Source organism: Undibacterium sp. GW821-FHT07F11, from assembly GCF_059418665.1.
Genome location: NZ_JBWKQH010000002.1, coordinates 30,760 through 53,488, shown reverse-complemented (window position 1 = coordinate 53,488; position 22,729 = coordinate 30,760). Strand labels below are relative to the sequence as shown.

Annotated in this window: 18 protein-coding genes; 5 read left to right on the top strand and 13 right to left on the bottom strand. The window is 50.5% G+C overall.

The genetic code is table 11. The annotated features are described in order from the left end of the window. Nucleotides 1–80 precede the first annotated feature (80 nt). Genes AC07OI_RS04040 through AC07OI_RS04030 form a run of 3 tightly spaced genes read right to left on the bottom strand, consistent with a single transcriptional unit; the run spans nt 81 to nt 2,829 of the window. Nucleotides 81–698, bottom strand: a complete 618-nt coding sequence (locus AC07OI_RS04040; RefSeq protein WP_495256373.1) for a LysE family translocator — start codon at nt 696–698, stop codon at nt 81–83. Between the two features lie 12 nt (nt 699–710). Continuing rightward, complete coding sequence (locus AC07OI_RS04035) at nt 711–1,517, bottom strand: alpha/beta fold hydrolase (RefSeq protein WP_492703041.1); 807 nt, start codon at nt 1,515–1,517, stop codon at nt 711–713. 1 nt (nt 1,518) lies between these two features. Continuing rightward, nucleotides 1,519–2,829, bottom strand: a complete 1,311-nt coding sequence (locus AC07OI_RS04030; RefSeq protein WP_492703043.1) for an O-acetylhomoserine aminocarboxypropyltransferase — start codon at nt 2,827–2,829, stop codon at nt 1,519–1,521. 176 nt (nt 2,830–3,005) lie between these two features. Here AC07OI_RS04030 and AC07OI_RS04025 point away from each other — a divergent pair, with 176 nt between their 5' ends. The 3 genes from AC07OI_RS04025 to AC07OI_RS04015 all read left to right on the top strand — a co-directional run bounded on the left by AC07OI_RS04025 (nt 3,006) and on the right by AC07OI_RS04015 (nt 4,802). Beyond that, nucleotides 3,006–3,455, top strand: coding sequence for a CBS domain-containing protein (locus AC07OI_RS04025; RefSeq protein WP_110253649.1), 450 nt, complete (start codon nt 3,006–3,008; stop codon nt 3,453–3,455). A gap of 82 nt (nt 3,456–3,537) precedes the next feature. Further along, nucleotides 3,538–3,735 carry a hypothetical protein gene (locus AC07OI_RS04020; RefSeq protein WP_495256372.1) on the top strand — a complete coding sequence of 66 codons (198 nt, stop codon included), beginning with the start codon at nt 3,538–3,540 and terminating at the stop codon, nt 3,733–3,735. A 74-nt stretch (nt 3,736–3,809) separates the two neighbouring features. Then, a complete protein-coding gene (locus AC07OI_RS04015; RefSeq protein WP_495256371.1) occupies nt 3,810–4,802 on the top strand; it encodes an NAD(P)/FAD-dependent oxidoreductase in 993 nt (330 codons plus the stop codon). A 24-nt stretch (nt 4,803–4,826) separates the two neighbouring features. On the opposite strand, the gene AC07OI_RS04010 is transcribed toward AC07OI_RS04015, so the two are convergent. From AC07OI_RS04010 to AC07OI_RS03985, 6 genes are all read right to left on the bottom strand, one after another. After that, nucleotides 4,827–5,300, bottom strand: a complete 474-nt coding sequence (locus AC07OI_RS04010) for a cupin domain-containing protein (protein ID WP_495256370.1) — start codon at nt 5,298–5,300, stop codon at nt 4,827–4,829. A 113-nt stretch (nt 5,301–5,413) separates the two neighbouring features. Beyond that, the gene (locus tag AC07OI_RS04005; RefSeq protein WP_495256369.1) at nt 5,414–7,201 is read right to left on the bottom strand and encodes an ABC transporter ATP-binding protein; all 1,788 of its coding nucleotides are present in this window, start codon (nt 7,199–7,201) and stop codon (nt 5,414–5,416) included. A gap of 94 nt (nt 7,202–7,295) precedes the next feature. Continuing rightward, nucleotides 7,296–8,831: a lysine--tRNA ligase gene (gene lysS / locus AC07OI_RS04000; RefSeq protein WP_495256368.1), complete on the bottom strand. Its 1,536-nt coding sequence runs from the start codon at nt 8,829–8,831 to the stop codon at nt 7,296–7,298. 90 nt (nt 8,832–8,921) lie between these two features. Then, a protein-coding gene (prfB, locus tag AC07OI_RS03995) for a peptide chain release factor 2 (protein WP_186951525.1) occupies nt 8,922–10,026 on the bottom strand; the annotation gives its coding sequence in 2 pieces (ribosomal slippage) (nt 8,922–9,944 and nt 9,946–10,026; 1,104 coding nt in all). 193 nt (nt 10,027–10,219) lie between these two features. Continuing rightward, the gene (locus AC07OI_RS03990; RefSeq protein ID WP_492703051.1) at nt 10,220–10,501 is read right to left on the bottom strand and encodes a hypothetical protein; all 282 of its coding nucleotides are present in this window, start codon (nt 10,499–10,501) and stop codon (nt 10,220–10,222) included. Between the two features lie 169 nt (nt 10,502–10,670). Further along, nucleotides 10,671–12,926, bottom strand: coding sequence for a YgiQ family radical SAM protein (locus AC07OI_RS03985; protein WP_495256367.1), 2,256 nt, complete (start codon nt 12,924–12,926; stop codon nt 10,671–10,673). 396 nt (nt 12,927–13,322) lie between these two features. Between AC07OI_RS03985 and dcd the strand changes: the two genes are divergently transcribed. Both dcd and AC07OI_RS03975 read left to right on the top strand, forming a co-directional pair. Then, nucleotides 13,323–13,889, top strand: coding sequence for a dCTP deaminase (gene dcd / locus AC07OI_RS03980; protein ID WP_186945400.1), 567 nt, complete (start codon nt 13,323–13,325; stop codon nt 13,887–13,889). A gap of 61 nt (nt 13,890–13,950) precedes the next feature. Next, on the top strand, nt 13,951–14,871 hold the full coding sequence (locus AC07OI_RS03975) for a glutaminase (protein WP_492703053.1): 921 nt from the start codon (nt 13,951–13,953) through the stop codon (nt 14,869–14,871). Between the two features lie 83 nt (nt 14,872–14,954). On the opposite strand, the gene AC07OI_RS03970 is transcribed toward AC07OI_RS03975, so the two are convergent. From AC07OI_RS03970 to AC07OI_RS03955, 4 genes are all read right to left on the bottom strand, one after another. Then, complete coding sequence (locus AC07OI_RS03970) at nt 14,955–16,406, bottom strand: DUF1501 domain-containing protein (RefSeq protein ID WP_492703054.1); 1,452 nt, start codon at nt 16,404–16,406, stop codon at nt 14,955–14,957. A gap of 12 nt (nt 16,407–16,418) precedes the next feature. Next, nucleotides 16,419–18,905 (bottom strand): DUF1800 family protein, encoded by a 2,487-nt coding sequence (locus AC07OI_RS03965; protein ID WP_495256366.1) that lies wholly within the window; start codon nt 18,903–18,905, stop codon nt 16,419–16,421. A 209-nt stretch (nt 18,906–19,114) separates the two neighbouring features. Continuing rightward, nucleotides 19,115–20,035, bottom strand: a complete 921-nt coding sequence (locus AC07OI_RS03960) for a flagellar brake protein (protein WP_492703057.1) — start codon at nt 20,033–20,035, stop codon at nt 19,115–19,117. A gap of 193 nt (nt 20,036–20,228) precedes the next feature. Continuing rightward, the gene (locus AC07OI_RS03955) at nt 20,229–22,499 is read right to left on the bottom strand and encodes an Orn/Lys/Arg family decarboxylase (protein ID WP_495256365.1); all 2,271 of its coding nucleotides are present in this window, start codon (nt 22,497–22,499) and stop codon (nt 20,229–20,231) included. Between the last annotated feature and the right edge of the window lie 230 nt (nt 22,500–22,729).

Genomic DNA, 22,729 nt, shown 5'->3' with positions numbered 1-22,729 from the left:
TTGCTGACGCAGACAGTACTTTAGTACCGGGTTTTACATTTTGGAGGCGCAACAACGCCAGGTTAATTTCGCAACAACCTCTAAACCAGTGCAACCATGATGCCAGCACCTGTCACAAGGGTGCCGGCTATTCTTTCTGTGATCACCGCATACCTTTCCTGGGTTGCCCAGTGACTGGCTTTGCTGGCCAGCATGCCATATCCCAACAGAATAAAAAATTCAGGGATGATGGAGCAGGCTGCCAGTATCAGCATCTGCACACCTACCGGTTCCCTGGGGTCTATGAATTGCGGCAATATCGCCACAAACATCAACAGGGTTTTGGGATTCATCAATTGCAGTATGAGTGCGCTGCTGAATATTTTCCTGCCACTAAGTGCTACGCCATCCAGTTTGGATATGGTCAATGGCGATGGTTTGCCAAAGATGGCAGACAAACCAAGATAGACCAGATAAGCCGCACCCAGGTATTTAATCGCCACAAATACTTGTGGCGAAGCCAGTATCAGTGAACCTATGCCTGTTGCCGATACTGCAAAGTAAATAGCATTACCCGTCAATATACCTAACGTAACAAACAGGGAGGTGCGCCAACCCCTGGCTATGCCATAGGCAACCACCATCATGACTGCCGGGCCGGGTGATAGCGACAAGGCAGCTTCTGTCGCGGTAAACAAGGCCCAGCTTTCCAGATTCATTGCCATCGCTGCTTATGCCTTCACAAAATCGTGAATTGCCGTCAGAACCTGATCGGCCTGTTCTGACATCAGAGAATGACCACAATTGTCTATGATCTTTTGCTGGCTGTTTGCGATGGCTTTGCTCAAGGTCAGGCTGGCCTTTGCTGGTGTCATCATGTCTTTTTTACCGAGTATGAACAAGCTGGGGCAGGTTACTGATTGTGCGGCTGCTTCGCCATTGGCATATGCATTGCACGCAGCAAAATCAGTATAAAAAACCTTGTCAGGATTGATGGCAGAAATACGCTGCATCAGGCGCTGGCTGACACCCATGACATAAAAGCCCGGCCCAGGACAGGATGGTTTGTGCGCGATGGAGGTATGCGACCAGATATTTACCATATCAATTGCGGCCTGCTCTTCATCGCGGGCGGCATTGAGCAAGGTGTCTGATACTTTCATGGGGTAGGCTGTACCAACCATGATGAGTTTGCTGACACGTGAGTTCGCTTTGAAGCAGCTCTCCAGCGCGATCAGGGAACCCATACTATGCCCTATCAGCGTGGCTTGCGCTATGCCTGCTACATCCAGCAAAGTAAGCAGCCAGTTTGCCATTTGTTCTACGCTGGTCAGCGCCTGGCCTTTGCTGCGGCCATGACCGGGCAAGTCGACTGCCAGTACATTAAAACCGTGATGTGCCAGGTAGCGGGTCTGCAAACCCCAGACCGAGTGATCGTTTTGTGCGCCATGGATGAACACCAGCGTCGGCAGGGCAGGGTTGTAAGCCTTGCCACCGGTATAGCAATAGGCTGCATGGCCATTGACTTCGAATAACATCTCAGGCTCCTTTCTGTGCAGCTTTGAGACCACGGGACAGGTCTTCGATCAGGTCTTCGACATTTTCAAGCCCTATCGACAGACGCATGGTTCCCTCGGTAATGCCGGATGCCAGCAATTGTTCTGCTGGTACGCGGAAATGCGTGGTTGAGGCTGGATGGATGGCCAGCGACTTGGCATCACCGACATTGGCCAGGTGAGAGAAGATATTCAGTGATTCAATAAAGCGTTGTCCGGCAGCGCGGTTACCCTTGATATTGAATGAAAATACTGCACCGCAACCTTTGGGTAACAAGGTTTTTGCGAGTTCATAGTCAGGGTGATTTGCCAGTTCAGGGTAAGAGACAGAATCGACTGCAGGATGCGCAACCAAAAATTCGACGACTTTGCGGGTATTAGCCACATGTCTATCCATGCGCATGCCCAGGGTTTCTATGCCTTGCAAGATGGTGAAGGCATTGTGCGGGCTCATGCAGGCACCGAAGTCGCGCAGGCCTTCACGTCTGGCCCTGAGTGAAAATGCGGCGACTGTCGATTCTTCGCTGAATACCATGCCGTGGAAGCCGTCATAAGGCTCACAGAGCTCGGCAAAATGCCCGGTCTTTTCATAGGCTGCCTGCCAGTCAAACGTGCCGCCATCGACCAGCAAGCCGCCTATGGCCGTACCGTGGCCACACAAGAACTTGGTCGCGGAGTGGAACACCAGGTCAGCGCCATGATCAAATGGCTTGAGCAGGTAAGGCGTGGTGAAGGTCGAATCCAGCATCAGTGGCAAATGATGTTCATGCGCAATCTCTGCAACTGCCGGGATGTTCAGTACGTCCAGACCCGGGTTACCCAGGGTTTCGGCAAACAAAACTTTGGTATTAGGGCGTATCGCGGCACGCCAGGCATCCAGGTCACGCGGGTCCACAAAAGTCGTTTCTATGCCAAAACGCTTCATCGTATAGGCAAGCAAATTTTGCGAGCCACCGTATAAGGCGCGCGACGCAACCACATGAGAACCTGCACCAGCTATCGTTGTCAGGCCCAGGTGCATGGCAGCTTGCCCGCTGGCAACTGCGATGCCAGCGACACCACCTTCCAGTGCTGCAATTCTTTCTTCCAGTACTGCATTGGTGGGGTTGGAGATGCGTGAATATACGTGGCCCGCTCTTTCCATATTGAAGAGCGAGGCAGCATGATCTGAATCCTTGAACACAAAAGAGGATGTCAGGTAAATGGGGGTCGCTCGTGCGCCTGTGGCTGGATCAGGCGCAGCGCCCGCATGCAGGGACAAGGTGTCAAAGCCGTGGTATTTAGGGCCGCTCATTGGTCAGAGTCTCCATATTGTGAGGCAGCAATGCTACCATCGCTGACACCGAAGGTGCAAAAGACAGGCAAAATGCACGTGAATTCAAGAATAAAATATTTTACATGCTGGATTTTTTGCAAGGCTTGCGATACATTGCAATGAAGGTTCACATAAATGCATAGAGGAGGGGCATCATGAAAGTTTCAGAGATACTTCAAGTGAAGGGTAATATCCTTTTCACGATCACACCTGATATCCCTATTACCGAAGCTGTCAGCGTCATGGAAGAGAAAGACATAGGTTCTCTGGTCGTGATGGAATATGGCGATCTGGTTGGCATACTGACTTTCCGCGAAGTCATACGTGCAATTCATAAAAACCAGGGCTCACTGGGTACTGGCACCGTACGCAAATACATGGACGACCACCCTCTGACTGTGACACCAGAGACTGAAGTCAATGAAGTGCGCCGCATGATGCTGGAAAAGCATTCACGTTACCTGCCTGTCATGGATGCAAAAACCTTGCTGGGCGTGATCTCATTCTATGACGTAGCCAGGGCCGTACTCGAAGCGCAAAGCTTTGAAAACAAGATGTTGAAAGCCTATATCCGTGACTGGCCTGTTGAAGAAAATGAGCAATGATCGCCAGTGACATCACTTGTGACTGAGGTGATTGAAGTAATGGATTAAATACAGTACGTTGATCTCTATTTCAGGATAGCGAATGAAGCCAGACAGTTGCACAGCAGAGCCAGACTTGTACGGCACCCGTTGCATGGAGGTCATGTCACGTGAGCTGGATTCCAGGGTTTGCAGTGTGTTGCGTCTGGCCAGAGGCAGTATTCCTGACTGCACATCACGCCGCGCCAGCCTGCATGGTCGTGAGAACGCTGTCCCTAAAGTAGATATCAATATGCACTAAACCAATTGACGCCCGCAAGCTTGTATAGCGGGCGTTTTTTATTGTCTGTTTGGACGCTAGATAAGGAAAATAATATGCATATCGCTGTTGTTGGTGCCGGATTAGCAGGTTTGACAGTTGCGCGCCAGTTGCAGGCGCAAGGTCATCATGTCACTGTGTATGAAAAGAGCATGGGCGTCAGTGGCCGCATGAGTACCAGACACACAGAGTTAGGTGGTTTTGATCATGGGGCGCAATACTTCACCGCCAGCTCGGACCGCTTTAAAAAAGAAATTGCAGACTGGAAAAAATTTGGCTGGGTTGTTCCCTGGACGGCCAAGCTGGCAACGCTGGAAGCTGGTAACAGTAAACCGGCAGGGCGCAGCGGCACGCGTTATATTGCCGTACCCGGTATGAGTTCTCTGGGCAAGCAACTGGCGCATGGTCTGGATGTGCGTGCAGAGCAACAGGTCAGTGCTCTCGAAGTGCATGGCAAGCAATGGTTGCTGTCCATCAGATCAGCAACCGTACCTATCGCGGCAACTGCAGGGCCGTTTGATGCAGTGATACTGGCTATTCCAGCCGATCAGGCAGAACCCCTGCTAAGTGTGGCTCCTGCCCTTGCCAAGCAGGCAAAGCAGGCGCACCTGGCGCCATGCTGGACCTTGATGCTGGGCTTCCAGACTTCACTGGACCTGCCATATGATGGTGCCTGGATCAATAATTCCCGCCTTGGCTGGATAGCGCATGATGATGCCAAACCTTTGCATAGAGCTGGTGAACGCTGGGTTTGCCACGCAACCCAGGCATGGAGTGTTGAGCATCTGGAAGATGACGATGAGAGGGTAAAAGAAAAATTGACCAAGGCCTTCCACGAAGCTACGGGTTCATGGATACAGCCCATCCATGCTGTCGTGCATCGCTGGCGTTACGCTGAGGCGGTAAAGCCAGTTGATTCTGATTTCTTATGGAATGGCAAGCAGGGAATAGGTGTCTGCGGTGACTGGTTTGCTGCTGGTCTTGAAGGTGCAGGGAAGGTGGAAAATGCCTTCCTTAGTGCGTTGGCACTGGCGAAGGCAATTTCCTGACCGATTGCCAGCTTATTGCTGGCTTTATTTGAGTAAACTGGCAAGCCCGCGTGCGGGTTTGCCAGCATCATGCAGGGTCCAGCTCTTGCGTATGCCTTTGGGTACATTCCAGAGTGCGGTGGTGCCAGCACGGAAGAGTACGGTATCACCCGGCTTCAGGGAAAACTTTTTCCCTTCATATTCAATGTCCACGCCGCCTTCCAGAACGTAGATACTTTCATCAAGCTGGTAATGCCATTCAAAAGTAGATGGGCCATCGCACTCAAAAATGCCTGAACTGGTGTCGCCATCATGGGATTTGAAAAATTCAGCGGCACGAAAATTCGGCTTTCCTTCCTTGATCCAGGAGGGATCAACCTCAAAGGGTTTGACGGGCAAGTTGACAGCAGTTGCACTTGCGGGCTGTGCCTGCGTGACATAGGCGATAGCCTGGTAGGACGTGACCCCCAGCAAGGTAAGCAAAACTGCTGCTGCGCCTATCGTCAGTGATTTTTTCATGCTCTATACTCTCCTTGCCATAAGAGTAACACTGAGTTTTAATCCAGGATGAAAAACAAGGTTAAATTGCAGTGGATTGCTTAGTATTTTTGCAATTTTTGAATTAACTCAAGTTATACATGAGCACGTTCACCGGTTTGCAAACGCCATAATGCCGCATACCCTGCATCCAATGCCAGCAATTCGTCATGCGTGCCACTCTCCATGATCTTGCCAGCTTCCAGCAAATGTATGCAATCTGCCTGACGTACCGTGGATAAGCGATGGGCGATGACGATGGTGGTGCGGTTGCGGCTGACGACATCCAGACTGCGTTGTATCGCTGCTTCAGTCTCGTTATCGACGGCACTGGTGGCTTCGTCTAATATCAGTATAGGAGGATTTTTCAAAATTGCCCTTGCCAATGCCAGGCGCTGGCGCTGGCCACCAGACAGTTTTTGCCCGCGCTCACCTATGCGTGTGGCAAAACCCAGCGGTAGTTTTGAAATGAATTCCATAGCTTCTGCTGCCTGCGCTGCATCCCGGATGGCTGCGTCATCAGCAACCTGCATGCCATAGGCGATATTGTCGGCTATCGTGCCATCGGTCAGGAAACTGTCTTGTGCGACATAGCCTATGCAGCGGCGCAGATCTTGCAGGTTGATGTCATTGATTTCTGTGCCGTCCAACGTGATTTTTCCTGCTTGTGCAGAGTAGAAGCGCAAAAGTAGTTTCACCAGCGTCGATTTACCTGAACCGGTGGAACCGACAAAAGCGACAGTCTTGCCGGCTGGTATATGCAAGCTGATTTGCTGCAAGGTTTTCTGGTCATCGTAAGCAAAATCCACTTGATCAAACTGCAGCTCACCTTTGATCTGGGAAGGTGCAACATGTTTGCCTTCGTAAGGGATATTGATCTTGGTATCCAGCAAGCCCATGGCACGGTCTATGGCGGACATCGAACGCTGGTACATGTCTGCAACTTCAGCCAGGCCTGTCATAGGCCACAGCAGGCGTTGCGTCAGGTACACGAGTACAGAATATGCGCCAACTGCCAGGTCGCCCTGCAAAGTCAGCCAGCCACCGTAGACCAGGGTTGCTGTAAAGCCAGCCAGAATCGCCATGCGTATGACAGGTGTGATAGCAGCACTGATGGCAATGGCATTGCTGTTTGCCTCGCGATAAGTATTGCTTGCCTCGGCGATATGATTTTTTTCAAAGGTCTCCGTCGCAAAGGCTTTGATGGTTGCCAAGCCTAGCAGATTATTATTCAAGCGGGCACTGACATCGCCAGCCGCTTCACGTACTTCAGAGTAGCGTGGTGCCAGGCGTTTTTGAAACCAGAATGCACCTATCAATATCAATGGTACTGGCAACAAAGAGATAACTGCCAGAGATGGTTGTAAGGCGAAAAATACTGCACTCACCATGATGGAAGAGCAGATAACCTGGATGATCTGGTTTGCCCCGCCATTGAGGAAGCGCTCCATCTGGTTGATGTCTTCATTGAGGATGGACATCAGATTACCAGTGCGCTGGTTTTCAAAATAAGCCATCTCCAGTTTTTGCACATGGTCGTAAGTATCGAGGCGTAGATCATGTTGCAGGTTTTGTGCCAGTTTGCGCCACTTGATCGACAGCAGATATTCAAACCAGGATTCACCAGCCCAGATCAGTGCATTCACCGCACCAAGGAACATCAGTTGGTGCCAGGTGTCGGTAATGCCAAAACCACCCAGTACCCGCTTGGCCAAAAAGCTCTTGTCGCCATTGATGACGATGTCGACTGCGACACCAATCAAGACCTCTGGCAGGACATCAAAGAATTTGTTCAATATCGAATAAATGGTCGCCAGGCGAAAATCTGTTTTATAGGCCCTGGCATAATTCAGGAGTTTTTTAAGCGGGTGGACTGATGGCATGGCAGAATTTACTTAATGGCAGAAGATGGCAAAAAACAAAAGGGACTGCAAATTCTACAGTCCCTTCGTTATTTATGCTTGACTATGTCAATTATTAATCTTCCCGGCGCAGATGCGGGAACAGGATCACGTCACGGATATTAGGTGAGTCAGTAATCAACATCATCAAACGATCTATACCTATGCCGCAACCACCAGTCGGTGGCAGGCCATATTCCAGGGCGCGGATGTAGTCTGCGTCGTAGTACATGGCTTCTTCATCGCCAGCATCTTTTGCCGCAACCTGTGCCTGGAAGCGTGCTGCCTGGTCTTCTGCGTCATTCAATTCCGAGAAACCATTGGCGATTTCACGGCCTGTCATGAACAGCTCGAAACGCTCGGTGATGCCTGCAACTGTGTCAGAGGCACGCGCCAGTGGTGAAACTTCGACCGGATAATCGATGATATAGGTCGGGTCCCACAATTGTGCTTCTGCGGTTTCCTCAAACAAGGCCAGTTGCAATGCACCCAGACCAGCTGTAGCGAAAGGTTTGACGCCAAACTTCAACAGTTCTTTTTTGATGAACTCAGCATCATGCAGTTGTTCGTCGGTGTAACCCGGTGCATATTTATTGATGGCACCAACGATAGTCAGACGCTGGAAAGGCTTGCTCAAATCCAGTTCGCGACCCTGGTAAGTCAGTACGGCTGTGCCGTGCGCATCTTCAGCGGCTTTGCGGATGACTTGTTCAGTAAAGTCCATGAGCCATTTGTAATCGACATAGGCTGCATAGAATTCCATCATCGTGAATTCTGGATTGTGGCGTGGTGACACACCTTCATTGCGGAAGTTGCGGTTAACTTCAAACACACGGTCAAAACCACCGACGACCAGACGCTTCAGATACAGCTCAGGCGCGATACGCAGATACATTTGCATGTCCAGCGCATTGTGGTGGGTGATGAAAGGCTTGGCTGCCGCACCGCCAGGTATGACATGCAACATTGGCGTTTCCACTTCCATGAAATCATTACTGTTCATGAATGTGCGGATAGAGTTCATGGCGGCGGTACGTGCCTTGAACGTACGGCGTGTGTCTTCACTCATGATGAGGTCGACATAGCGCTGGCGGTATTTGGTTTCCTGATTGGCGAGGCCGTGGAATTTGTCCGGCAAAGGGCGCAGGGACTTGGTCAGCATGCGCAAGGTCGTGACCTTGACTGTCAATTCATCAGTTTTTGTTTTGAACAGGACGCCTTCTATGCCCAGGATGTCGCCCAGGTCATAGTGACGGAAGGCTTCCATTTCGGCTTCGCCGGTTTTGTCTGTGGTGACATACAACTGTATGCGGCCATCAGCCTTGATGCCTGAAGCATCTTGCAGTGTCGCGAAGGCTGCTTTTTTGCCAGCTTCACGTTTCAACATCATGCGGCCAGCGACACTGACTTCAACATTCAGTGCTTCCAGTTCTTCGCGGCTCATTGCGCCGTATTTCTCTGCCAGTTCCGCTGCCTTGTGCTGTGGGCGAAAATCATTGGGAAACGCTACGCCTTTGGAGCGTATAGCATCAAGTTTGGCGCGGCGTTCGGCAATAATGGAATTTTCATCAACAGGCAATTCACCTGCTGTCGTGTTATTGATATCAGACATAATTTTCCCTAAGGGAGGGCAGGCATATGGCCTGCGGGTTTTGATTCTTTAAGGCTGCGCAGGCGGTCGCCTGCGCACTGCACAAAATAATTACACGCCTTGCTTTAAGGATGCCGCGATGAATTCATCCAGGTCACCATCCAGAATTGCCTTGGTGTTGCCTGATTCAAAATTCGTGCGTAAATCCTTAATGCGGGATTGATCCAGTACATAAGAACGGATCTGGTGACCCCAGCCTACGTCGGTCTTGGAATCTTCCAGATTTTGTTTTTCACTCATACGCTTGCGCAGCTCGAGTTCAAACAACTTGGCCTTCAACATTTCCCATGCTTCTGCGCGGTTCCTGTGCTGGCTGCGGTCATTCTGACATTGCACGACGATGCCGGAAGGGCCATGTGTCAAACGAACAGCAGAGTCGGTTTTATTAATATGCTGACCACCAGCACCAGAGGCGCGGTAAGTATCGGTACGCACGTCCGCCGGATTGATGTCGATCTCAAACGAGTCATCGACCTCAGGGTAGACAAACAGGCTGGAGAAAGAAGTATGGCGACCATTGTTGGAATCGAATGGAGACTTGCGTACCAGACGGTGTACGCCTGTTTCCGTGCGCAAGAAGCCATAGGCATATTCGCCTTCGACCTTTAAGGTGGCAGTCTTGATGCCGGCGATGTCACCGTCAGACTGTTCCATGATTTCGACTTTGAAGCCCTTGCGCTCGCAATAACGCAAATATTGACGCAACAGCATGGATGCCCAATCCTGCGCTTCTGTACCGCCAGCACCAGCCTGGATATCGATAAAGCAGTTATTCGGGTCCATGGGGTTGTTGAACATGCGGCGGAATTCCATGCCTTCAACCAGCTCACGCAGGCTCTGTGCATCAACTTCTATGGCTTCCAGGGTGTCGTCGTCGTTTTCTTCGCGCGCCATGGCGAACAGGTCATTGGCATCGCGCAGGCCGCTATCCGCTTTGACGAGCGTGTTGACGACATTTTCCAGGGATTTTTTTTCTTTGCCTAATTCCTGGGCGCGTTTTGGATCATTCCAGACGGCGGGGTCTTCCAGCTCGGCGTTGACTTGTTCGAGTTTCTCTGACTTGATATCGAAGTCAAAGATACCTCCGGAGTTCGGCTTCGCGGACTGTCAGGTCGGCGAGCAGGGCGGACAGGCTATTGAGGCGTTCAGCTTCCATGATAGGTATACTTTTCTAATGCAATCAAACCTTGCATTATACCTTGCTGCAGCGCGCTTAATGTAAATTGGGCACCAGGATATGCTCAAATCGGATAAAACCCCGACAAATTTGCCAGGGTTTAATTGATCATTTGCTAAAACAGTGTTTAGTTCGGTACTCAACTCATAAGGCACCAAGGTCAAGCATGGTATTACCAGACCGAATTGGTGATGGTTGGCTTGGATTCCCTGTGGCTTTCCATCCACTTCGCCAGGTGGGTTTTGAAGCAGGATGGACAGATATGGTATTGCGTCTGGGTAGACTGACCACCATGGGGGAAAGATTCTTCCTCTTCAAGTTGAAGGGTGGTGATGGATTTTTCATGCTCTTTGGCTGCCCAGTTCTCATCCCACTTGGATTCCGCACCACAGACATCACAGGTGAGCTTGTCAAAAACCTCTTCAGTATGCTCAAGTATTAATACTGTTTTCATGTGTTTCATACTTCCTCCCTGTAGTGTTGATGACCTGAGTTTGGTGGCAAGTGATGATTTGATTCTACATCAGTGGCAGAGCATGAAAAGAGTCAGATCAAAAAAAAGCTGTGTTGACCGGTGCGGGCCAGCACAGCTTTTATTCTTTTGTCAGATTCCCCTTACTTTATCAGCGTCTGCCGGTCTTGCTGGCGGCAGCTTTAGGCTTTGCTGACTTGTATGTCAGGGCAGGTCGTGCTGGTGTGGTGGCCGATGTTTTGCCTGGTGTCGTTTTGGCATTTGCTGCAGCGCGCGCATATGATTTTTTGCCAAAAGTATCAATTTTGGGCGCAGCTACGCGCTTGCCATTGGCAACACCACTTTCATCTATGGTGATAGGGATATGCGGCTGGCGCAGCGGGATCAGATGTCGTGGTCCGCTACCTATCAAGTCACGCCTGCCCATGCGTACCAGGGCTTCATGAATGATTTCCCAGTTTTCTGGAGCGTGATAGCGCAACAGCGCCTTGTGCAACTTGCGTATCTTGCCTGAACGTGCTGTCTCCACTACTTCAGAATCCGCAGTGACTTTCTTGAGTGGATTCTTGCGTGTGTGGTACATGGTGGTTGCCAGCGCCATAGGAGTAGGCATGAAGGTTTGTACCTGATCCAGCTTGAAATCATTTTTCTTGAGCCACACAGCCAGGTTCACCATGTCTTCATCGGTAGAGCCAGGATGGGCCGCGATAAAGTAAGGGATCAGGTATTGTTCCTTGCCAGCTTCTTTCGAATACTTCTGAAACATGGCTTTGAACTCATCATAGCTGCCTATGCCGGGCTTCATCATCTTGGACAAAGTATCAGCTTCGGTATGTTCAGGTGCGATCTTCAACAAGCCGCCGACGTGATGGGTGACCAGTTCTTTTACATATTCAGGGGAGCGTACTGCCAGATCGTAGCGCAGGCCGGAACTGACCAACACTTTCTTTATGCCGGGAAGGGCGCGCGCCTTGCGGTAAATTGATATCAGCTTGCTGTGGTCGGTGCCCAGATTGGAGCAGATGCTTGGGTACACGCAGGACAGGCGACGGCAGGATTCTTCTATCTTCTTGTCCTTGCAGGCCAGGCGATACATATTCGCTGTCGGGCCGCCCAGATCAGAGATGGTGCCAGTAAAGCCTTTGACCTTGTCGCGGATTTCTTCTATCTCGCGCAAAATCGATGGCTCGGAGCGGCTTTGTATGATGCGACCTTCATGCTCGGTAATCGAGCAGAAAGTACAACCGCCAAAGCAGCCACGCATGATATTCACCGAGAAACGTATCATTTCCCAGGCTGGTATGCGTGCCTTGCCATAAGCAGGGTGGGGCGCACGTGCATAGGCGCGGTCATACACGCCATCCATCTCATCCATAGCCAGTGGCAACGGTGGCGGATTCAGCCAGACATCACGGTCGCCGTGGCCTTGCACCAGTGCCTTGGCATTGCCTGGATTGGCTTCCAGATGGAATACGCGCGAGGCATGGGCGTACAGGACCGCATCTTCCTTGACTTCGTCAAAGGAAGGCAGGCGTATCACGGACTTGTGCTGTTTGTTGCGCAGCATGAGCTGGCGCTCTTCACGACTCATGATGCGTATGGCTTGCAGTTGCACGACGTCAGCCTTGGTTTCGACTTTCACTTCGGGCTTGGCTTCCGCAGAGACGGCAGTAGTTGCAGGCGCATCGCCCGTGGAGCATTTGGCTTCTTTCTCTGGCACCATAGCATACGGATCGGTATGCGCTTCTATCTTACCCGGAGTATCAATTTTGACAGAGTTGATTTCTGTCCATTCTTCGTCTGGCAGCCAGCCTTTTGGTGTCATGAAAGCAGTGCCGCGCAAATCGCGGATGTCCTTGATCGATTCGCCCTGAGCGAGTCGGTGCGTCAGGTCAATGAGGGCGCGTTCGGCATTGCCAAACAACAGGATATCTGCTTTCGAGTCAGGCAGGACGGAGCGCCTTACCTTGTCAGACCAATAATCATAATGGGCAATACGGCGCAAACTGGCTTCGATACTGCCAGCGACGACATTGGCATCAGGATAAGCTTCACGGGCACGTTGCGCATACACCACCAGGGCGCGATCCGGTCGCTTGGTGCGGTCACCATCTGGCGTATAGGCATCTTCTGAGCGTATCTTGCGGTCGGCAGTGTAGCGGTTCACCATGGAATCCATATTGCCGGCGGTAACGCCAAAATACAGATTCGGCTTGCCCAGTGCACGGAAAGCATCGGCAGATTGCCAGTCTGGCTGACTGATGATGCCGACGCGGAAACCATGATGTTCCAGCAAGCGGCCTATCAGGGCCATGCCAAAGCTGGGGTGATCGATATAGGCATCGCCAGTGACGAGGATAACGTCGCAACTATCCCAGCCCAGCGCATCCATTTCGGCGCGTGACATGGGGAGGAAAGGTGCAGTATTTTTCCCGCCAACTTCTGGTCGGAAACGAGGAAAAGAGAAAAGATTTTTAGGCTGAGCGTTCATTGGCGGAATTGTACCGGAAAGCTGCTGGTTTTGCGCGATGATAAGGAAATTCTTCTGAAAAATCAAAAGCTTGCATGCACATGCGATGACATATTTGTTAATAATTTATTTTGGTGATTCAAAGCACTGGCAAGCCTTGGCCGATTTTGGATAATTGCCAGAGTTGCTTTAAAACTGTGCTGCAACCAGTCTGCATAGATGGATTGATGCGTTTTTTTTCGAATTTGTTTATCTTTTTAAGAGCTAATTCCATATTAGATATAGCTGTTTTCGCGTAAAATCGCGCCAATATCAATTTGGCAGGAGAAGTATATGAGCATCAAGTCAGACAAGTGGATACGCCGTATGGCAGAACAAACCGGCATGATAGAGCCGTTTGAACCTGGCCAGGTGCGTGAACGTGATGGCAATCGCATTGTCAGCTATGGTACATCCTCTTATGGTTACGATATACGCTGCGCCGATGAATTTAAGATTTTCACGAACATCAACAGCACTATTGTCGACCCCAAAAATTTCGATGAAAAATCTTTTGTCGATTTCAAGGGCGATGTTTGCATCATTCCTCCAAATTCATTTGCGTTGGCACGCACGATGGAGTATTTCCGTATTCCGCGCAGTGTATTGACAATTTGCCTGGGTAAATCCACTTATGCGCGTTGTGGCATCATCGTCAATGTCACGCCGTTTGAGCCTGAATGGGAAGGTTATGTGACTTTAGAGTTTTCTAATACCACGCCATTGCCAGCCAAGATTTATGCAGGTGAAGGTTGTGCCCAGGTGTTGTTCTTTGAAAGTGATGAAGTTTGCGAAACATCCTATAAAGACCGTGGCGGTAAATATCAGGGACAAGTTGGCGTAACTTTGCCGAAAACCTGAATTCAAGACTGAATACGAGACTCAATACAAGACTCAATACAAGACTCAATACAAGAAATTCATGCAGCCGGATTACGCAGCCATACTTCAGACCATTTTTTCTGAAGTCCAGCCTTTATTGTCTCAGGGGGAAGTGGCTTCTTATATTCCTGAGTTATCCAAAGTGTCGGCCCAGCATTTTGGTATGGCCGTGTATTGCCTGGATGGTAGCACGTACAACATAGGCGACAGCCAGCAAAAGTTTTCTTTGCAAAGCGTCACCAAACTGTTCGCGCTGGCGCTGGCATTTTCCCGTGAAGGTGATGCGATTTGGGAGCGCGTGGGGCGTGAGCCTTCCGGCAATCCCTTCAACTCCCTGGTGCAGCTGGAATATGAACGTGGCAAGCCGCGTAACCCATTTATCAATGCGGGCGCGCTGGTCATTGCTGACATCTTGTCGGCCCGCTTTGTGCAGTCGGATATTGCCGTCCAGCAGTTTGCCAGGACCATATCGGGCGAGCCCACCATTGATTTTGATATAGCAGTCGCGCAGTCTGAGCGCCAGACCGCGCACCGTAATTATGCGATCGCGCATTTGATGAAAGATTTTGGCAATCTGCACAACCCCGTCAAAACCGTTATCGACAGCTATTGCCGTCAATGCTCGCTGACCATGACTTGTGCTGAATTGGCCAAGGCAGGCAGCTTCCTCGCCAATCATGGCAGCGTACCCTGGAGTGGGCAGCAGATTCTGGATGCCAGCTCATCCAAGCGCCTGAATGCACTGATGCTGACTTGCGGCACCTATGACGCAGCAGGTGATTTTGCTTATCGTGTGGGTTTGCCAGCCAAGAGTGGCGTTGGTGGTGGTATTTTGGCGCTGGTGCCAGGAGAGCTTGCTGTAGCTGTCTGGTCACCAGGGCTGGACGCAACAGGCAACTCGCTGGCAGGCACTTATGCGCTGGAACGTTTCACTACCCTGACAGCCAGATCCATCTTTTGATTTGCAGCATTTCATGCTCTTCAGCATGAAGTGCTGCATTGTGGACCAGGCCACATATCAAGCAATAGTATCAGGCCACAGCACTAGGCCATAAACCCCAGATTGCGATTTGAAAAATTCACGATATTCGGGAAAATATCATTGATTTGAGTTGTGCTCAGTCCAAACCAGTTCGCCAGGGTAGCACCATACTGATCGACAGAAATCTGCGGCAGCAAACTTCCTGAACCTACGTCCAGACTATGCTTGAGCCCTGTGACTGGGAATTCACCATAAATACCATTGCCTTTGACTGCGCCACCCACGATAAAATGGTGTGAGCCCCAGCCATGATCCGTGCCATCACCATTGCTGGTAAAGGTTCTGCCAAAATCCGAAGCCGTGAACAAGGTCACCTGCTTGCGCATATCAGTACCCTGCAAGTTACCCATGACACCGTCAAAATAACTGATGGCATGCGCAAGCCTGGCCATCAGATCTGCATGGGCAGTGCGCTGGACATCGTGAGTATCAAATCCGCCCAGACTGACAAAAAATACTTGCCGTTGTGCGCCCAGAGCGCTGCGTCCGGCGATGATCCTGGCAATTGTTTGCAATTGAGATGCCAGGCCATTATTGGCCAGATTGCCATTGTTCGGATTGGTGTATTGTGTGGGGTTGGGGACGCCAGTAGCACCTGCGGGTGCCATCGCAGGACTGAGCAGGCTTTGTGCATTGATGGAGCGATTGGTGACTGCTGCATGTTCTTTCTGGAACAGATTGGCAGTGTCCGATGCAATGATATTTTTTAAGGGATTGCCAGCTGCGCTGGAACCAAACAAGCTGCCGGTCAGGCCCCCGATAGGCACTGCACCTGACGCGCTGACCTGATATTGATTGACAGTACGGCCAGCGAGGAAAACGGCATTGCCAGAAGTCGATATCGCCGTAAACACCGGATAGGCATTGCTGGAAGCCAGCATGTCACCCATACGCCCACCCCAGCCATAGGCTGCACCTTCTGGTGCATAGGCTTGCCACAGTGATTGCTGGTCATTGTGGGAAAACAATTTTGGTGGCAAGGGTACACTGCCAGCCTTGTATTGCGCCAGAGTAGTTGGCACGATCAAAGGACCGACATTGCTGAGTATGGCGGCACGGCCACTGTCAAACAGGCTCTTTAGCGGCCCCAGTTGCGGGTGTAGCCCAAAGCTGCGGCCAGCCTGGGATGTAGTCGGGCTGAGAGGCAAGACACCACCGCTACTGCCGACAGCGGGCAAGGCAATGGAGCCTGCCTCATTGGTCGTGCGTACAGTCAGGTACTGATTCCACGACGTGCTGTCAGTTGCCAATACGGTGTTCGCATGATCGTTGGCACCATACAGGAACAGGCACACCAGAGCCTTGTAGCCGCCGGATGAAGTTTGTGCAGCGGCAGAACCCATGGTCGCCAGGTTAATGGCAAAGGGCAGGCTGGCGCTACCTGCGGCGCCAGCAGCACCGAGGGCAGTAGAGACGCGTAAAAATTCGCGGCGCGAAGCATTCACTTTAGTCATGATGGATCCCGTTCATTTTTGGACCAGATATTCAGGTGAAGCCATAGTCAGGAAAATTGACAGGTAGACGCGATTCTTTTTCGCTGTATCTGCATTGGCTGTGTTGTTGGTCGGTATGGTGACCGAATTTGCCGCTGTCAAAATCTGGCTGCGTAAATTGCTGCTCATCTGATTCGACATCAGTGTCAAATTCAATTGGTCAACTAATTGATCTGGAGTTGCGGCCAAAGCGATCAGACTGCTGTAATCCGCTTTCACGTCACGTGACGAGCCTGTGCCATTCGGAATCACATCGCGCATAAAGTTCAGATAGCCGACGACAGAAGTCTCACCAGTGATTTGCATTTCTGGTGACACCAGACCAGCGTTGGCGATGCCAGAATTTGGCGGTACATAGCCTGGGCGATAGAAATTGAACACCGTAGGCGAACGCATAGGTGTTTCTGATAAGCCGCTTAATGGATCGTCCGTGCTGGTCAACAGGAAGCGACCAGAAGTGGAGTTCACATTAAATGCCCGCATCCAGTTCGCCAGTCGCAATACCGGCTCCCTGAGTTTGCCAGTATTGGCGAATGTCAGGGTTGTGTCATTGCGGGCTTCATTGTCCAGCAAGATCGCCTTGATGACAGCACGCATGTCACCCCGGACACCTGAACCGTTGTTGTTGAAGGCTGCAGCAACCCTCGAAATATATTGTGGACTTGGGTTGCTGGTCACCAGGCGTTGTATCAGTTGCTTGCCTATGAAGGGGCCGACATTTGGATGATTGAAGAGGGTATCCAAAGCGATTTTTAAACTGGCGTCCGGATTGGCTGGAGATTGCGCAGGGATGGTCACGCCCAGGAAGGTCTTGGCAGAAACAGAGTGATACTTGGGGTAGCCTTGCATGGGCAACCAATCGCGGTTGGCATCAGGATTGCCACCAAAAAAGCGGTTGTCATTCTTGTCGGGGCCAGCCCAGCTCCAGCCTGTAAACACTTTGGCCAGGCCCGCAATATCTGCACTGGAATATGTCTCTACTGGTTTGCCACCGTTCAGGACGTAAGTGCCATCCTGATTCAACTGGTACAGGCCAATAGTGAAGAGCTGCATGACTTCACGGGCATAATTTTCGTCGGGAACCTGGGTTCCGGATTCTTTTTGATTGCGCAAAGACGTCAGATAAGTGCCCATCATTGGATGCAGACTGACAGATTCCAGCAAATTGCGGAAGTTGCCAAAGGCATTGGCACCCAGCGTATCGTAATAACCAGCGACACCACGCGGGTAGTTGGCAACATTACTATCCTGGAAGGAAACGACAAATATTTGCGAAAGCGCAAAGGTGACACGTTGCCTTAACTGGTCATCTCCTTTGATGGCCTGCTGCCAGAATGATTCGAAGAAATTATTCTGACTCAAATCACTCAGGCCATTGATGAAGCCGGCGGCTTGCGCATCCATGTAACTGCGATGCAACTTCTGTGGCATCGCCAGTTGTTTGTCTATCCAGGCACTATAGCTGCTGCCGGTCAGACTATTGATTTCTGTTGTGTTAGCGCCAAAGCTGGCTTGCGCCAAAAAGCGTGATGCCTGTGCCGGAGTAGGGGCATTGCTATTGGTGGCCTGAAAGCCCACCAAGGCCTGTATCATGCCATTGGCAATGCTGGAATCTGTAGGCGTGACAGTTGAGGCCAGCGCCATTCCCTTGGTGATGGAATCTTCTTTGCGAAGATAGGTGAAGCCCTGCTGTATCGCAAAATTCTTGGCAACATTGGTTTTATTGTCGAGCAGGCTGCTTACCCAGCCATTGACTGCGTCACCCGCGTAGCCATGGGCGGCAATCAGCATGGAGCGTACTACAATACCACGCGTTACCGTGCCATTGGCCAGGCTATTTACCCAGTAATCCAAGCCAGCCTTGTCGGGTGGTGTGCGGCTCAGTACGTTGCGATAAACATTGGTAACAAAATCAACATTGGTGGCGTTTGGTGAATAGCCTGTCAAGGCCGCATCCTGTATGGCTGCGACATAAAAAGAATCACCTATCTGTTCTATGGTCGCGCCATTTTTGAATTGAGTAATCCAGTAAGCCAGTCCATTCGCATCGGGGACGCGGTTGAAATAGGCAATATACAGCTCAATGATGTTATTCAAATCGTTGGCAGCAATGCTGGTTGACAGGCTGGCGATCTGCAGATTGACTGAGACATCTTTAAAGATCAGTTGCTGAATACTGGTGTCAACACTGGTAGTGCCATCCGTGCCAATATTGTCTTTGACTGAGTAGCCAAAACTGGTTGGCGTAATAGTGTAATTTGAACGATTGCCGCCAAAGCTGATGGTCGTACTGGTTACTACGGGTGCTGGCGCAAACAGTCGTTCTAATACCGTTGGAGGGGCAGCAGCAGGTTCGCCGGTTGTTGAGCTGGTTTTTTGATCGCCACCACAGGAACTCAGTAAGAAAACAGATAAAACAAGCAAGCATTGCCTGATTGCGGGTAGCTTGATGATTGGCATGGTGACTCCTAATTGTCCACACTCAGATAATACATTCTGGAAGGCAATTCTAATCCAAGCCCTTACCACCATTGACCATAAAGTGTAACAAACAGTTAGGCATCACATAAACGACTATTAATGGTAAGCAAATGTAAAGCTACTGCCATTTTTAGTGTCAGTTCTGCAAGCACCAAGATATTTAAAACAAGTTTATTTGGCGTGCTGGATTAATCCATCTCGGCCAGAGTCTGGTGAACAAAGGCGGACAGTATCAATTTGGATTGTGCCGAGACATCAACGAATTCAAACCCGTGCCGGTATTCCAAGCCATTTTCTGTAGGGGCCTGTGAACGTAAGATGACATTCAAAGTCAGGTATTCATCATTTCCTGCTGCACTGACTTTGAATTTTATGACACCCACATCGCCTTTTTTCCCAACTGCTTTTTTCATCACACCAGAAGCGCCGCCCATACTCAAGTCACCCAGTGTGGCTGCAGCGGTTTGTTCCGGGTCACCAATGGTAACGGATGCGATGATCTTCACGCTTGCGCGTGAACCCTGGCGTATGGTTGTACAGCGAACTTGCTTGGGGTAAGAAATATGCAGGTAAGAGTGGGGCGAGTAAACGGATTTGATGGCAGATGCGGTAAACGCATAAGCCTTCTTGCCTGGAAATGCACGTACGATGAAGGTTTGTCCGTCACGAATAATGACTGCCTTGCCATCTATGGTGGGTGCAGTCACCATGATGGACATATTTTTGACGAAGCCGATCAACTTGACCGTGTAGCGTACGGCAGTATGATCGTGGACCTGCAGATACAGGATTTCGCCCACGTTCCAGCGTACGCTGTCTAATTCCATTAATACATCTTTGTGTGCGTCTTGTGCAGCAGGGCCTGAGCTTGTTGCAGTAGATTGCGATGCCTTGGAAATGGGTGTGAGTTTTGATGGTATGGTGTCCCACATGGCATCTGGGTTGCAATAGCCATGTTCAAGCAAGCCTTCGAGCTGATGCTGGCTTTCAATTTTGACGCCGGATGCCATCAGCAAGTGGCCCTGCTCATCATAGATAGGCCAGGGCGCAGTTTGACCTACGCTGATTTCAGCATGCTTGATCGGCATTAGTCCTGTTGCACCACCCATTTCCCGTATCCATAATCTTAATTATCGATCTGATTGTATATCGAAAATTGGAGCAAATTAAGCGACTTGTTGTGCGTTTGTATAATAAAAAGCACTTATTGCCAGCGAATGGCAATAAGTGCTCTGTCAGACTGAAAAAGCCAGGCTTGGTGTGACTTGCCAAGGCCAGTTAAAGCTTTATTGATTGATAGCCTTACTTACCGCTTTCTGCTGTGGATTTGACACAGTCAACAAAATAGCCGCGTTTGCCTTCAACTTCTGCCTTGACCAGACCATGGCAATCAGTTTCAAAGCCGGGGAACTTCTCATTGAAGTCGCGTACGAAGCGCAGGTAATCAACAATAGTCTGGTTGAAGCGTTCACCAGGAATCAACAAGGGAATACCTGGTGGGTAAGGTGTCAACAAAATCGCCGTGACGCGACCTTCCAGCTCATCAATCGATACACGCTCGGTTTCACGGTGAGCCATCATGGCGAATGCATCTGATGGCTTCATCGCTGGCTGCATGTCTGACAAATACATTTCTGTCGTCAGACGTGCCACATCATGGCCTTTGTAGGCTTCATGTATGCCCTGGCACAGATCTTTCAGGCCCACGCCCTCATAGCGAGGGTTGGCCGCAGCAAATTCCGGCAAGATGCGCCACATAGGCTGGTTCTTGTCGTAGTCATCTTTAAACTGTTGCAAGGCAGTCAGCAGGGTATTCCAGCGGCCTTTGGTGATGCCGATGGTGAACATGATGAAAAAGGAATACAGGCCGCACTTTTCAACAATAACACCATGCTCAGCCAGATATTTGGTGACGATAGAGGCTGGAATACCTGTCTCGCCAAATTTACCCTCCAGCGACAGACCTGGTGTGACGATAGTGGCCTTGATAGGGTCCAGCATATTGAAGCCTGGTGCCAGTTTGCCAAAACCATGCCAGTCATCTTCGGCACGTATCATCCAGTCTTCGCGTGAACCAATTCCATCCGCTGCAAATTCTTCTGGCCCCCAAACCTGGAACCACCAATCCTTGCCCCATTCCTGATCTACCTTGCGCATGGCGCGGCGGAAATCCAGGGCTTCGAGGATGGATTCTTCTACCAGTGCCGTGCCGCCAGGCGCTTCCATCATGGCTGCTGCGATATCACAAGAGGCAATGATCGAATATTGTGGCGAAGTCGAAGTATGCATCAGATAAGCTTCATTGAAGCTGTCACGGTCCAGCTTGCGTGTCTCGGACTCGCGTACCAGAATTTGCGATGCCTGTGAGATACCAGCCAGCAGTTTATGCGTGGACTGGGTAGAGAAAATCATCGATTTCTTAGCACGTGGCCTGTCTTTGCCGATTGCATGCATGTCTTTGTAAAAGTCATGGAAGGTTGCGTGTGGCAGCCAGGCTTCGTCAAAGTGCAGGGTGTCGATTTCTCCATCCAGCAAGTCTTTCAATACTTCGACGTTGTACAGCACGCCATCGTAAGTTGATTGCGTGATGGTCAGGATGCGTGGTTTCTTGTTCTTCGCTTCGCGTGCAAAAGGATTGGCTTCTATCTTCTTTTGTATGCTTTCCATGCTGAATTCTTCCAGCGGGATAGGGCCGATAATGCCCAGGTGATTCCTTGTAGGCATCAGGAAAACCGGTATCGCACCACACATGATGATGGAGTGCAAAATGGATTTATGGCAGTTACGGTCCACCACGACGATGTCGCCAGGTGCAACCGTGGAATGCCAGACCATCTTGTTGGAGGTCGAGGTGCCATTGGTCACGAAATAGCAGTGATCCGCATTGAAAATGCGTGCGGCATTACGTTCAGACGCGGCAACCGGGCCGGTATGATCCAGTAATTGTCCCAGTTCTTCAACCGCATTACACACGTCGGCACGCAGCATGTTTTCACCAAAGAACTGATGGAACATCTGGCCTATAGGCGACTTCAGGAAGGCTACGCCACCGGAGTGGCCCGGGCAATGCCAGGAGTAAGAGCCATCATTGGCGTAATGTACCAGCGCGCGGAAAAACGGTGGTGCCAGGCCATCCAGGTAAGAGCGTGCTTCACGGATGATATGACGTGCCACGAACTCTGGCGTATCTTCAAACATGTGAATGAAACCGTGCAATTCGCGCAGGATATCATTCGGAATATGGCGGGAAGTACGGGTTTCACCGTACAGGTAAATCGGGATGTCCGCATTTTTGTAGCGAATTTCTTCGACGAAGGCACGCAGGGACTTCAGGGCGTAATCTGTCTCTTCATCAGTGCCATCGCCAAATTCTTCATCGTCAATCGACAGGATGAAGGCAGAGGCGCGAGATTGTTGTTGGGCAAACTGGGATAAGTCACCATAGCTGGTCACACCCAGTACTTCCATGCCTTCTTTTTCTATGGCGTCTGCAAGTGCGCGTATGCCCAGGCCGGAAGTGTTTTCAGAACGGAAGTCTTCGTCGATGATGACGATGGGGAAGCGGAATTTCATGGAGGTCTCCAAAAAAGCTTGTTACAAGGGAGACGCCTGGGCAAGTTAAATCAACCGCTTGCGCGCCGAAAATTCAAAGAAGCGAATTCTCTCAGATATGTGAGGGCTGATGTGAAAAAATCGCAGGATTCTGACATGAAATGCAAAATTTCATCTGATTGTCATCAAATTAGTAATAGCACCATATCTTGCATCGCTAAATGTGGCTCAAGATGAATTTTATTTAATTA